The organism is Pseudoalteromonas sp. 2CM32C (assembly GCF_023161925.1).
Classification (GTDB): Bacteria; Pseudomonadota; Gammaproteobacteria; order Enterobacterales; family Alteromonadaceae; genus Pseudoalteromonas; species Pseudoalteromonas marina.
Genome location: NZ_JALNTI010000012.1, coordinates 19,109 through 32,771, shown reverse-complemented (window position 1 = coordinate 32,771; position 13,663 = coordinate 19,109). Strand labels below are relative to the sequence as shown.

Below are 13,663 nucleotides of genomic sequence, written 5' to 3'. Positions count from 1 at the left end.
ACAGTTTATACCGACAAATAGGCTATTATTATAAGCCATCAAAATTAATTATCCTACCTAAGTGCAAGATATAATGTTGCATTAGTAGCCCTTAAGCATATAAAGTTCAATTACACAGTAAGAGTCGGTAAAAATCAGCTAAAATGAGTATTATCTCTACATAAGCTTAGCTACTAAGACTAGAAAATATTATTTTTGGCCTTATTTATTAGCTTAAATGACTCACAACCAGGAGCAACAATGGAATTTAGCGTAAAAAGTGGTAGCCCAGAAAAACAACGCAGCGCATGTATTGTCGTTGGCGTGTACGAACCACGCAGGTTATCCCCCATTGGTGAACAACTCGATAAAATCAGTGATGGTTATATTTCAAACTTACTTCGCCGTGGCGACCTAGAGGGTAAACCTGGCCAAGTTTTATTATTGCACCATGTCCCTAACGTGTTAAGCGAGCGTATTTTGCTTGTAGGTTGCGGTAAAGAGCGCGAGCTTGATGACAAGCAATACAAACAAATTATCTCTAAAACAATAAATACCTTAAACGATACAGGCTCAATGGAAGCGGTATGCTTTTTAACAGAGCAACACGTAAAAGGCCGAGATACTTATTGGAAAGTACGCCAAGCCGTAGAAACAACGCAAGATTGCTTATACACGTTTAATCAACTTAAAAGTAAAAAAGTAGACCCGCGTCGCCCACTTCGTAAAATTGTATTTAACGTACCCACGCGCCGCGAACTCACCATTGGTGAAAGTGCGATTGAGCACGGTTTAGCTATCGCTGCTGGCAGCAAGTTGTGTAAAGACGTTGCCAACATGCCACCCAATATTTGCAACCCTGCGTATTTAGGCGAACAAGCGCAAGAGCTAGCTACCAATTTTGATAACATCACCGTTGATATTATTGGCGAAGATAAAATGGCAGAGCTGGGTATGAACTCGTACTTAGCGGTTGGCCGTGGTAGTGATAACGAATCTGTTATGTCGGTTATTAACTACAAAGGTGCAAGCGACGAGCAAGCGCCAATTGTGTTAGTTGGTAAAGGTTTAACCTTTGACTCAGGCGGTATTTCAATTAAACCTGGCGAAGCCATGGATGAAATGAAGTACGATATGGGCGGTGCTGCAGGTGTTATAGGTGCAATGCGCGCTTTAGCACAAATGCAATTACCTATAAACGTAATAGGTATTTTAGCTGGTTGTGAAAACATGCCAAGTTCAAATGCTTACCGACCAGGTGATATTTTAACGACGATGTCGGGGCAAACGGTTGAAGTACTTAATACCGATGCTGAAGGTCGTTTAGTATTATGTGATGCGTTAACCTACGTGGAGCGTTTTGACCCAGATACCGTTATAGATGTAGCCACCCTTACAGGCGCATGTATTGTAGCATTAGGTGCTCATGCAACAGGTTTGCTTGCAAACCATAACCCCCTTGCCCACGACTTATTGAAAGCGTCTGAGCAAAGTGGCGACCGTGCATGGCAGCTACCACTGTGGGACGATTATCAAGACCAACTAGAAAGCCCATTTGCTGATTTTACTAACTTAGGTGGGCGCGCGGCAGGAACAATTACCGCAGCGTGTTTTTTATCTAAGTTCACCAAAAAATATAATTGGGCGCATTTAGATGTAGCGGGTACTGCATGGCGAAGTGGTGCAAATAAAGGCGCAACAGGACGCCCTGTTCCTATGCTAACTCAGTATTTATTGAACAGAGCGGGTGTAAGCGAAGCAGCACACGATTAATTACCTGTTTAGTTCAAAGTAAGGCGCCACTAGGCGCCTTATTTATTTGTGTATTAATTGAAGCAAACCCCGTTATATGGCAAAATCTGCCTCTTAATTTATGTGTATTAATCTAGTGCACATTCAATGCCATGGGAAAGCCCGATACAATGAACATGAACGCTAAATTTTTCGTTCTAAAGCAACAAGATGAGTCTAAAGCCCAGGCTGATGATCATTTTGCTTTGGCTGCACAAATAGCGGCCGATCAGTATCGTAATGGGCAACGTGTATTTATTTGTGTAAACGATAACGATACAGCCTGTGCCATTGATGAAATTATTTGGGCATTCGACCCAGACAGTTTTGTACCACACAATTTACAAGGTGAAGGCCCTAAAGGCGGAGCCCCTGTTGAAATTGGTATTACGCCACCTGTTGGCAACCGAAAAGTTTTAATAAACTTGGCCACTCAGCTACCTGATTACATTCGCCGATTTAACCAAGTTTTTGATTTTGTCCCCGTAGAACCTGTTGCTAAACAAGCAGCCCGCGAGCGTTTTAAAAAGCTACGCCAACTCGGTGCCAATCTCACCACGCAAGATATTAATAGCTAGCCACTCAGGCAAACTAACCAACTAATTTAAGTACTTATTTAAGGTTCTGTGTAATGGATAAAACCTACAATCCGCAAGATATTGAACAGTCTCTATATCAAGACTGGGAACAAAAAGGCTACTTTAAGCCATCTGGCCAAGGCGTACCGTATTCTATTATGATCCCGCCGCCAAATGTCACGGGTAGCTTACACATGGGCCACGCTTTCCAAGATACAATAATGGATACCCTTACGCGTTTTAAGCGTATGCAAGGTAACAACACATTATGGCAAGTAGGTACTGACCACGCAGGTATTGCAACGCAAATGTTGGTTGAGCGTAAACTGCACGCTGAAGAAGGTAAAACTCGCCACGACTTAGGCCGTGAAGATTTTATTCATAAAATCTGGGAATGGAAAAACGAATCGGGCGGCACAATTACTAAGCAGCTTCGTCGCCTTGGCGCATCAGTTGATTGGGACCGTGAACGCTTTACGATGGACGATGGTTTATCTGAAGCGGTTAAAGAGGTATTTGTTCGCCTTCATAAAGAAAACCTAATTTACCGTGGTAAACGCCTAGTAAACTGGGATCCAAAATTACACACTGCTATTTCTGATCTTGAAGTTGAAAACAAAGACAAACAAGGCCACATGTGGAACTTACGTTACCCACTAGCCGATGGCGTTAAAACACAAGACGGTAAAGACTACATTGTAGTCGCAACTACGCGCCCAGAAACTATGCTAGGCGACTCAGGTGTTGCAGTAAACCCAGATGACGAACGCTACACAGATTTAATTGGTAAAGACATTTTATTACCTATCGTTAACCGTCGTATCACCATTGTTGCTGATGAACACGCCGATAAAGATAAAGGCACAGGTTGTGTAAAAATAACCCCAGCTCACGACTTTAACGATAACGAAGTTGGCAAGCGTCACAAAATGCCAATGATCAATATTTTCGATAAAGACGCCGCTATTTTAACTCAAGGTGAAACATACACCTTTGACGGTAAAGAGCTTGAGCTTGATGCGCCTATTCCAGCGCGTTTTCATGGGCTTGATCGTTTTGCTGCGCGTAAAGCGATTATCGCTGAATTTGAAGAACTAGGCCTACTTGAAAAAATTGAAGACCACGGCCTAACTGTTCCTTACGGCGACCGCTCAGGTGTGGTTATTGAGCCACTACTTACAGACCAATGGTATGTACGTGTTGCGCCACTTGCAGAACCTGCTAAAGATGCAGTTAAAAACGGCGACATTCAATTTGTGCCTAAGCAATACGAAAATATGTACTTTTCGTGGATGAACGACGTACAAGATTGGTGTATATCACGTCAGCTTTGGTGGGGTCACCGTATTCCAGCTTGGTACGACAGCGAAGGCAACGTTTACGTTGGCCGCGATGAAGCTGAAGTACGCCGCGACAACAACATTGCCGATGATGTTACGCTAAGCCAAGACGAAGACGTACTTGATACATGGTTCTCGTCAGCGCTTTGGACGTTCTCAACGCAAGGTTGGCCAGAGAACACGGATGATTTAAAAACCTTCCACCCATCTGACGTGTTAGTAACGGGTTTTGACATTATCTTTTTCTGGGTTGCGCGAATGATCATGATGACGCTGCACTTTATTAAAGATGAAAACGGTAAACCACAAGTGCCGTTTAAAACAGTGTATGTTACTGGCCTAATACGTGACGACAACGGCGATAAAATGTCTAAGTCAAAAGGTAACGTACTTGATCCGCTAGACATGATTGACGGCATTGAGCTTGAAGACTTAGTGCAAAAGCGTACTGGCAACATGATGCAGCCAAAACTTGCCGCTAAAATTGAAAAAGACACGCGCAAAGTATTTGCAAATGGTATTGAAGCACACGGTACCGATGCGCTTCGCTTTACCCTTGCAGCAATGGCATCTACCGGTCGTGATATCAACTGGGATATGAACCGCCTTGAAGGTTACCGTAACTTCTGTAATAAACTATGGAACGCGAGCCGTTACGTATTAATGAACACAGAAGAGCAAGACTGTGGTTTTGCAAACGATGCACAAAAAGAGTACTCGCTAGCAGATCGTTGGATTTTAGGCCAATATGAAGCCACCGTTAAAACGTACACTGAGCACCTTGATAACTACCGCTTTGATTTAGCTGCTAATACACTTTACGAATTCACTTGGAACCAGTTCTGTGATTGGTACTTAGAGCTAACTAAGCCCGTATTATTTAAAGGCAATGAAGCACAACAACGCGGTACACGTAATACACTCATTACGGTACTAGAAAGCCTACTACGTTTAATGCACCCAATGATGCCATACATCACAGAAACGATTTGGCAACGCGTTGCACCTCTTGCAGGGCTTGAAACAGCGGGCACTAGCATTATGGTACAAGGCTTCCCTGTTTATAATGAAGCAAGCGTTGATGCAAAAGCAATGGACGACTTAGAGTGGGTTAAGCAATTCATTTTAGCGATTCGTAATATTCGTGGTGAAATGGATATTAGTCCAAGCAAGCCACTGAGCGTATTACTTGCCAATGCATCGAGCGAAGATGTGCGCCGTATTGAAGAAAATAAATCGTTCTTGGCATCATTGGCTAAGCTTGAAGAGTTTACAATGCTTGAAAACAAAGACGACGCACCAGCGTGTGCAACCTCTTATGTTGGCAACCTTGAAATTATGATCCCAATGGCGGGCTTAATTGATGTTGAAGCAGAGCTTGCACGTATCAACAAGCAACTCGAAAAAGCAGAAAAAGGCCTAGCGCAAGTGCAAAACAAACTCGCTAACGAAAAGTTTGTAAACAATGCACCAGAAGCTGTTCTTGCAAAAGAAAACGCTAAGTTAGCTGAATTCACCGATGCTAAAACTAAGCTGCTTGAGCAAAAAACGAAGATTGAAAGCTTATAATTTTAGTCACATACCTGCTAAAGCAATTTAGCAGGCATTAAAAAGCCGCTCACTTTAATTAAAGTGAGCGGCTTTTTTTGTACCTAATGATTAAGCTAAAGGCACTTTTACATTAAAACGTGTAGTTGTACTGCGCGCCAATAAGCGTAGCATGACCTTTAGATTCAAAAGACCACTGCGAGCCTAAGTTATCTTTTTCAGTGTAGTTTTGTGTTTTACCACGAATAATACTCACGCCTAAATCAACGTTTGAGTTTTTATCGATGATGTAGTTACCACCAAAAGAGAACCAAAAGCGGTCAGTGTCTGGAATCGAGATTGATAAATGCTGTTGTGATACAGGCGACTCGTCAAACGCAATACCTGCACGTAACAATAGGTTTTCGTTGTACTGGTAGTCAGTACCTACTGAGTAACGAAGTGCATCAGAGAAATCTTCTGTTTTTTCAAATGCGCTAAACTTATCACCCGTTGGTGCTGTTACTTGTGCTTCTAATGAATCAAAGCTGCTCCAGCCAGTCCACAATACACTGTAATGTAAGCCTAATTTTTCGTCTAACTGATGTGAACCAGAAAACTCAGCAATAGCAGGTAGCGTTATTTCAACCGAACCTGGAAGTTCAAGTTGCCCGTCTAATCCACCAGGAATAAATGCAGAAGGAAGCTCGTTTGAGTATTCACCTTCAAACGTGATGTCAGTTTCTGTACGGTAGTTAAAACCAAAACGGCTGTTTTCGTCTAATTGGTACATTAAACCAACATTTAAGCCGTAACCAATATCATCACCTTCAAGGTTTACTGCATCTGTTGAAGCGGGGATTGGTAAAGCTGAAGCACCAAACTTACGAATAATTTTAGCTTCTGCATAAATTGCATTTAAGCCAATACCAAAGCTGAACTGCTCGCTTACTTTATAGGCAACGCTTGCGTTCATATTTACGGTTACAATTTCTGTTTCGCCCGCAATTTGACCTGCCGCGTAGTCGTCATCAAATTTTGTTGCTAAACCAAAGTTAGCAAATGCGCCAAAACCAACCGATACTCTGTCGTTTACTGGCATAGTGAAATAAGTTGCTGGAATAACGGCGCTAGGCGCAATGCTGTCGTCATCTAATTCATTCGGGTCGATGCCATTGTTTGTACCAGTGCCTTCAAGGCTAACATCTGGAACAACGGCTATAGCAGCAACACTTAGTTGCTTATCTTTAAATAAAGTCATTAAAGCAGGGTTACGTGCAACAACAGACGCGTCGTCTGCGATAGATGCTTCACCAGCATAAGCACGGCCTAAACCTGATGCGTTTTGCTCAGCTAATTGAAACGCAGCTGCAAAAGAGTCAGCTGAAACAAATGCAAGCGAGGCTGCGATAAGCGTTTTAGAAAATTTCATTGTTGTGTCCTTAACCAAACTCACTGTTTGGGTAGCTATGTGTGTTGTTACTTATATTCAAAACCCGGCTACACTACATTAATTTTTAGAAAAAAACTTCATGATCACACCAAAAACACCTAAAAAACACGTTTTTTAACTACATTTTAACAACTATTTAAAACTCATCGGACAAGAAATATGTTATTAGAGCAATTACTCTAAATGTAATTAATTATCATTTAGATTGACATGAATTACGCCGCATTTTAAACTCTTTTTAAAATAACCAACGGGTTAAAACTGTGCTGATTGTTCTAATTATGGTGGGTCTCATTTTTTGTGGAGCCAGTGTATTTTTCTTTTATAAGGCAAATTACTGCGCGTGCACACAGGCCGGACAATGCGACAACCCTGTTAATAGTTACTGGCTAGGCGCTATGTTAAATGCTGTTGTATCGCTCATATTTTGCTGCACAGCTTTACATGTAGAGCTTGGCACTTTGTTGTGGTTGGTACTAATGGGAAGTTGCTTTTTAGGCGCGTTTATATCAGCTCAGGCAAACCAAAAGCGCCGATGTATTAAGGCTAAACGAGCAGATGATCTTTTAACAAACGAGATAAGTTAATTTGATAATCCATGGGCTTTACACTCGCTAAAATTTTAAGCTCTTGGTTGTCGGTACTCAAATCTATATCTTTAGGCGTTACGTGATGATTATGCTTTGCATTATAAAATAATTTAACTTTTGGCTTAATAGGGTTTTGGGTATTTCCCTCTAACACGATTGCTAAACGCTCGTTAGTTAATTTAACAATACTTCCCACAGGGTGGACACCTAAACACTTTATAAAGCGCTGCACTAACTCAGCATCAAATAACTTGTTGCTAGCCAATAAGTAACGTAATGCATTAATAGGCTCATCGCCTTCTTTGTATAGCTTATCAGCGGTCATCGCATCATATACATCAACAATAGCCATAATACGCGCAGCACGACTGAGCTTTTGATCAGTTACACCTCTGGGGTAACCTGAGCCATCTAATCGCTCATGATGATTTACTATCATGTCTAACATGAGTGGCGTTACACCCTCTTCCTCTTTTGCTAATATCAGCCCTTGAGATACATGCTTTTTTACCGCACTCATTTCAATATCGGTCAGCTTAGAGGGTTTTGACAGTATACCTTGTGGTATTTTAGCTTGGCCTAAATCATGGAGTAATGCGCCCATTGCCAATTGTTGAACAACCCCTTGCTTGTAACCTAAATACTTAGCAAACACGGCGGTAAAAATGGCACAATTGATCATATGTCGCCAGTTATAATTATGCTTGTCTTTTACGCGCGTAAGTATGGTCATAGCGTTGGTATTTCGAAAAACGGAGCTAACTATCTCACCGGCTATTTCATCAAGTACTTTTACATTAACCGCCATGCCTGCGGTTATATCTCCATATAGCGACTTTAATTTTTTACTATGGCGCTCGTAACCTTCACTGGCTGCAGCAAACTCTTGCTCAAGCGTTATACTTGCAGGTGTATTTACGAGTTTTGATTTATCCTTGGCAGGCTTTGCCTTTGTTTGATCACTTAGTTTTGTAGACGCTAAATTTTTATTTTTTTCAGGGGACTTGGAAGTTGGCTTGTACTTAGCGGGGATGGCTACATCGCCTTTAGTAAAATCAATTAATAGCTCAAGCACGCCTTCTGTAGCTAAACGTTTTATAATCGATTTTTCACGAACCAAACCACTGGTTTTAATTTTTATTCCATTAACACCTTCATGTTGCTTAGTTACGCTATCGACATACATGCCGGGAACAAGTTCAGTGATAGGTAGAGTAATAAGCATAAAGGTATTTAAAATAGGTAATTAAACACCATTGATAGCATTTTACACCTGTACAAGTCTAACATTTGTTTCATTTACGTTAATAAATGACTATAAAGGATTGCTTATCACTCACTTAAAAAAGTACATTTAAATAAATTTACCACGCTATTAATTAGGTGGCTTTAATCTAGTTGCTCGAAGCTAATTATTTTAATAGTTCCTCTATTGGCTGTGGTTTATGTACAGCATAACCCTGCGCGTAATCTACACCCATTTCTAATAGAGTTTGCTTAATTCGTGAAGTTTCGACAAACTCAGCAATAGTTTTCATACCCATAACGTGGCCAATCTCATTTATTGATTTCACCATTGCATAATCAATCGGATCAACCTCAATATCTTTTACAAAAATCCCATCTATTTTAAGATAATCAACTTTGAGGTTCTTCAAATATCCAAATGATGATAAACCACTTCCAAAGTCATCAAGTGCAAAACAGCACCCTAGCACCTTTAGTTGGGAAATAAACTTACTGGCAAGTTCTAGGTTTGAAATGGCGGCTGTTTCGGTTATTTCAAAACAGATCTTTTCACTATGCTCACCCAAAAGGGTAAGTTGCTCTGTAACAAATATTAAAAAGTCCTCATTAGTAAGTGACTGTCCTGAAAGGTTAATAGACAAGAAGTTAACCCCTTTGAGAAAGTTAGGGTTATTTAGAATCATCTTAAATGCGTTTTCAATCATCCAACTATCTACTTTAACAATCAGTTGATAGCGCTCTGCAGGAGGTAAGAAAGCACCCGGAGGAATTATACCTCCCTGATCATCGACCATGCGCAATAGCAATTCATAATGTTTATTTTTATCGCAAGCGAGTGGCTCAATTAATTGTGCGTATATTTTAAAGCGGTTTTCATCTATTGCATCTTGAACTCTATTTACCCACTGCATCTCGCCTTGGCGCACTGCGAGCTCTTCGTCATCATCATAATGAACATGGATTCTATTTCGTCCCTTCTCCTTTGCTATATAACAAGCAACATCAGCTAGCTTAAGCACCTCTGTAAAATCCACATATTTATCGGTAATTTGGATCAACCCCATGCTTACACCTATACGAAAGCTGCGACCTTCCCAAACAAATCTATAATCCTCAATTTCTTTTTGAATTAGGCTAGTTACACGATGGGCGTTATCAAATGAGCAGTTTTCCATCAATACAGCAAACTCATCCCCCCCGAGGCGTGCTACCACATCTGTTTTTCTTACTACTTTTTGCAATAAAGAACCGAGCTGACGAAGTAATTCATCGCCAGCTAAATGACCACAGGTGTCATTCACTACTTTAAATTGATCAAGGTCCATATAACATAAAGCATGATCAACTCGTTTTTCAGCAGCTACTGACAATAAAAGCTCAACGCGACGCTTAAACTCTCTTCTATTTGCTAAACCAGTGAGTGAATCATGAGATGATTGGTAGCTGAGTTTTTCTTCTGATTTTTTTCTTGCTGTAATATCTACATGAGTGCCCACTAAACGAGTAATTTCACCTTCCTCACTTTCAACAACAAAAGCACGAGACAAAATATTTACATAGCTACCATTTTTATGGCGCATTCTAAACTCAGCTTCATAGTGCTTAGTTTTAGATTCCATAAACGAATGGATTTTAGCAACTGCTGGAGCTAGATCGTCAGGGTGAACAAGCCTTTCCCATGTAGCAAAACTATTTGTAAGCTCGTCTTCTTTATACCCCAACATCGATTTCCATCGCGGTGAGTAATACATTTTTTCGTTAGCAATATCCCAATCCCAAAGTCCATCATTAGCGCCCTTCATGGCTAAACTTAACCGCTCTGTGTTTACTGAGGCTTTTTGTTTTTCGAGTATGAGATCGTTTTTTTGCTGTTCTAAAGAAAGGGTTAATTCAGTAATGATATTAGATAGCTCACCTATTTGGCCATTTTCATACTCAAGTTCAGTAATATCATAAAAAATATTTAATGTAATACTGGCATCCCCATTTTTTAAAGGAACGGCACTGCCAAGTACAGTACGTTTACACCCGTCTTTGCACTGTATAGTTAGCTGCATTGGCACAAAGCGAGTATTCATTTTTTTTGCATCGTTTAATTTTTTGTGCCACAAGTTCATCACACAGTCGCGATAATGGCTATTAGGAAGTACTATGCCCCACCATTCATCTAATGTGGGTATATCGCTTGCTCTATAACCAAACATATTAACGAACGTATCATTAGCATGGACAATAGTGTTATGAGCGTCATTCAATACAAATGGGACAGGGAAAGAGTTAAATATATGTATAAATAAATCATTACAACAGGCGTTTTTTTCTAGCTCAGATATTTTGGCATCTGCCTTTGCCAGATCAAATTTAAGCTGCTCAATACTATCCATTCACTGTGTTTCCCAAAAGTACGAATGTATTAATACACCTTTGTTCTATTGATGTATTTGAGTAACACAAACACAACGCACCAATGGCATAATTAGATATCTATCATAATCAAAACAATAGGCAGTAAAGTCTATTTAAGCAAGGTGGTTAATAATTAGAAAGGGAGTAAAACACAGGTAAGTTTTTGGCCTAGTTAAATCAAATGGCGCTCTCGGTAGGGATCGAACCTACAACTCAGCCTCCGGAGGGCCACGTGATATCCATTTCACCACGAGAGCACATTTGCTGCCGCCACATCAACTCGCGATATCAATGTCTTAGCATGCGCTAATGATAAAGCCATCTTTACACAAATGCTAGCGACATTAGTTTATATGATTACTAATTAGGCACTTTTGAATAAAACATGTGACTATTTTATAAAAACGCGTTATTTATTAATATTCGATAAAAATAGTTACGCTTTAGCAACATTTTAACTATCATTGTCACAGTAATGAAAATATTTAATAAGAGGAATTAATAATGAGTTTGATGTCTACGGAGCAAGTTGCAGAATTTTTAGGTGTAAAAGAAGAGCGCGTAAAACGTCTTGCACGTGAAAGTTTATTAATCGCTAAGTCAGAAGATGAAAACGGCGAACCGCAGTTTGATGCAGATGAAGTAGCAAAATATAAAGAGTTAGCAGCGCGTTTTGGTGGCCTTTAAAAGCCACATGCTGCAATAAGTTTTAGCAGCTGCGCGCGTAATTTTTTTGCTGGAGCTCTTATGTCGCGCTGCTCATACCAACCAATACTTAAAACCAAAAATAACAGCTTATAACAATTAAGCTTATCGGTTGATGTTACAAACCCTACCTGTTTATCTTTATATTTAGCGTAACTATTTAATAACGCATCATCATTATTTTTATTTAGCTCAAAGCTAACACTTAGCGCCGCTAAATCAAAATACACGTCGTTAGTTTTAGCGTACTCAAAATCAATTAAGTAGCTGCCTGACTCATTCACTATTAAATTATCTTTAATTAAATCGTTGTGGCAAAAACCAAGCTCGATAGGCATGCCCGTAATAAAGTTAACCGCTGCACTAATTAGCTGCTGATGCTCCAAATACACTGGTGAACATTTATAACTGCTTAGCTCTTGGGCTATGTTCATTGGCTCAGTGCTAACTGAGTAAGCATGGACAGTGGCAAGTTTTTTAATCACGTCGTCGATTGATAGACTATTTGCGGTACTACCGTCAAAGTAATTAAACACAGCCAGTTGATTTTGTTTATCAAGCCATACGGGGGAAGGACATATATTTGACGCACTCAGGCGACGCTGTGCCTCTAAGGCGTATTCTGGCCAATGGTCTTTGTAACGCTTTAATAAATACTTCTCTTGAGTCGTATTTATTAACACATTTTCGTTACTTAAACCTTGTGATAAAGGCACGCATGAAATAACGCTACTTGGTGCTATAAACGCACGGCATTTGTTTATAAGTGCATTGTAATCACTCATAAATTAAAGCTGTGCGAGTGGCTTAGCTTGGCTTTGCTCGTATTCTTCATACCAGGTTTTAAATCCCCACCCTGCCATAATGGTGTAAAATACAAAAAGCGCTAATGTTGGGTAGTAGCCTTTTTCGTAATATAAATACATAGACGCTGCGTCTATGACTATCCAATACAACCAGTTTTCAAGGATTTTTTTGGCAACTAAGTAAGTCGTCACAACGGCAAAACAGGTTGTAAAGCTATCGAGGTAGGCAAAATCAGCATGTGTATAGTTAGTCATAAAATACCCAATGCCTGTTGCCGCAATAGAGGTAAGTATGATTAAAAGCGCATGACGTTCCATAGACCAAGAACTAATACTCAGGTTGTTATTATTAGCTTTGCCTTTTCGCCACACAACCCAGCCAAATACAGCCATATACATGTAATAAAAGTTGAGTAATGACTCCATTAGCAATGCGCCATTCCAATACATAATAGTATAAATTAGCGTACTAAAAAACGCAGCAGGCCAGCACCACAGGCTTTCTTTTATCGCCAACAATAAATAAGCAATTGATAACACAACCGCAATATATTCCCAGTGCGACATGGCAGTAAAACCGCTTAACGTTTTTGTTATAAATTCCATAGTGTGCTGTTACCGTTAAATTGTGGCGAAAAAACTACTGAGGCGATAAATCGCCAGACAAAAACTTACACACAAAAATAGCTTTGCCAAACTCTTCGTATGAACGTTTAATTTCGGTATTGAGTACTTGCATCACTAAATCATAATCGCCAAAAATTTGTGTCGATAGTGTATTAGTAATCACTTTTAAACCATCGTATTCGTTTAATCGATCAATAAAGCCTTTGATAAAAGGAATGTAATCTTGGTGAAGTGGGTACTTACTAATCTCTACTGATAATTTCATTATTAACCCTATGGTTTGAGTGCCTAGTTATATCGTGTCATTCAATGCTAGAGCCGCTACTAAATACAGTGTAAAATCGCTTTAATACTCAATTACAATGAGCGTAATATGGCACGCAGAATAACCTATAAATTTAAAAACCAACCACGCGAAATAAATTTTGCTAAAGATAAATACCACGACATGTATCAAGCAATTGCTGCTGCCGAAGGCATTGATTTAACGAATTACTTAAGCATGGTACAGCAAATAGAAATGACCTCTAAAGGGTCAGCTTCTGTTCGTAACTTTCGTGATCAAGAATTTGCCCGCATGGGCTTTAGTGATATTTACTTTATTAAAGAGTAA

At 39.9% G+C, this 13,663-nt stretch carries 12 protein-coding genes and 1 tRNA gene; 6 read left to right on the top strand and 7 right to left on the bottom strand.

Annotated features, from left to right (window positions below; translation table 11 throughout):
* Positions 1–240 precede the first annotated feature (240 nt).
* The 3 genes from pepA (at position 241) to MTF67_RS16765 (ending at position 5,257) form a co-directional block, all read left to right on the top strand.
* Entirely contained in the window at positions 241–1,752 is a 1,512-nt protein-coding gene (pepA, locus tag MTF67_RS16775; protein ID WP_248520178.1) for a leucyl aminopeptidase, read from the top strand.
* A gap of 149 nt (positions 1,753–1,901) precedes the next feature.
* Positions 1,902–2,348, top strand: a complete 447-nt coding sequence (locus tag MTF67_RS16770; RefSeq protein WP_006793705.1) for a DNA polymerase III subunit chi — start codon at positions 1,902–1,904, stop codon at positions 2,346–2,348.
* Between the two features lie 53 nt (positions 2,349–2,401).
* Complete coding sequence (locus MTF67_RS16765; RefSeq protein ID WP_248520173.1) at positions 2,402–5,257, top strand: valine--tRNA ligase; 2,856 nt, start codon at positions 2,402–2,404, stop codon at positions 5,255–5,257.
* A 112-nt stretch (positions 5,258–5,369) separates the two neighbouring features.
* Here MTF67_RS16765 and MTF67_RS16760 read toward each other — a convergent pair whose 3' ends face one another.
* Complete coding sequence (locus MTF67_RS16760) at positions 5,370–6,647, bottom strand: outer membrane protein transport protein (RefSeq protein WP_248520170.1); 1,278 nt, start codon at positions 6,645–6,647, stop codon at positions 5,370–5,372.
* 284 nt (positions 6,648–6,931) lie between these two features.
* Between MTF67_RS16760 and MTF67_RS16755 the strand changes: the two genes are divergently transcribed.
* Positions 6,932–7,255, top strand: a complete 324-nt coding sequence (locus MTF67_RS16755) for a hypothetical protein (protein WP_248520169.1) — start codon at positions 6,932–6,934, stop codon at positions 7,253–7,255.
* Here the strand turns inward: MTF67_RS16755 and MTF67_RS16750 are convergent.
* From MTF67_RS16750 to MTF67_RS16740, 3 genes are all read right to left on the bottom strand, one after another.
* Positions 7,215–8,483, bottom strand: coding sequence for an HD-GYP domain-containing protein (locus MTF67_RS16750; RefSeq protein WP_248520168.1), 1,269 nt, complete (start codon positions 8,481–8,483; stop codon positions 7,215–7,217). The two genes, MTF67_RS16755 and MTF67_RS16750, sit on opposite strands and share 41 nt — an antisense overlap.
* Positions 8,484–8,670: 187 nt before the next feature.
* Entirely contained in the window at positions 8,671–10,890 is a 2,220-nt protein-coding gene (locus MTF67_RS16745; RefSeq protein ID WP_248520167.1) for an EAL domain-containing protein, read from the bottom strand.
* A 204-nt stretch (positions 10,891–11,094) separates the two neighbouring features.
* Positions 11,095–11,169 (bottom strand) — tRNA-Arg (locus tag MTF67_RS16740).
* A gap of 247 nt (positions 11,170–11,416) precedes the next feature.
* On the opposite strand from MTF67_RS16740, the gene MTF67_RS16735 reads away from it, so the two are divergent.
* Positions 11,417–11,599 carry a hypothetical protein gene (locus MTF67_RS16735; protein ID WP_006793710.1) on the top strand — a complete coding sequence of 61 codons (183 nt, stop codon included), beginning with the start codon at positions 11,417–11,419 and terminating at the stop codon, positions 11,597–11,599.
* Here the strand turns inward: MTF67_RS16735 and MTF67_RS16730 are convergent.
* The 3 genes from MTF67_RS16730 to MTF67_RS16720 are packed head-to-tail and all read right to left on the bottom strand — an operon-like array spanning position 11,596 to position 13,315.
* On the bottom strand, positions 11,596–12,402 hold the full coding sequence (locus MTF67_RS16730) for a phosphotransferase (protein ID WP_248520166.1): 807 nt from the start codon (positions 12,400–12,402) through the stop codon (positions 11,596–11,598). The genes MTF67_RS16735 and MTF67_RS16730 overlap by 4 nt on opposite strands.
* Before the next feature lie 3 nt (positions 12,403–12,405).
* A complete protein-coding gene (gene pnuC / locus MTF67_RS16725; protein WP_008131932.1) occupies positions 12,406–13,029 on the bottom strand; it encodes a nicotinamide riboside transporter PnuC in 624 nt (207 codons plus the stop codon).
* A 34-nt stretch (positions 13,030–13,063) separates the two neighbouring features.
* Complete coding sequence (locus MTF67_RS16720; protein ID WP_006793713.1) at positions 13,064–13,315, bottom strand: YkoF family thiamine/hydroxymethylpyrimidine-binding protein; 252 nt, start codon at positions 13,313–13,315, stop codon at positions 13,064–13,066.
* 108 nt (positions 13,316–13,423) lie between these two features.
* Here MTF67_RS16720 and MTF67_RS16715 point away from each other — a divergent pair, with 108 nt between their 5' ends.
* Complete coding sequence (locus MTF67_RS16715; RefSeq protein ID WP_006793714.1) at positions 13,424–13,663, top strand: DUF2960 domain-containing protein; 240 nt, start codon at positions 13,424–13,426, stop codon at positions 13,661–13,663.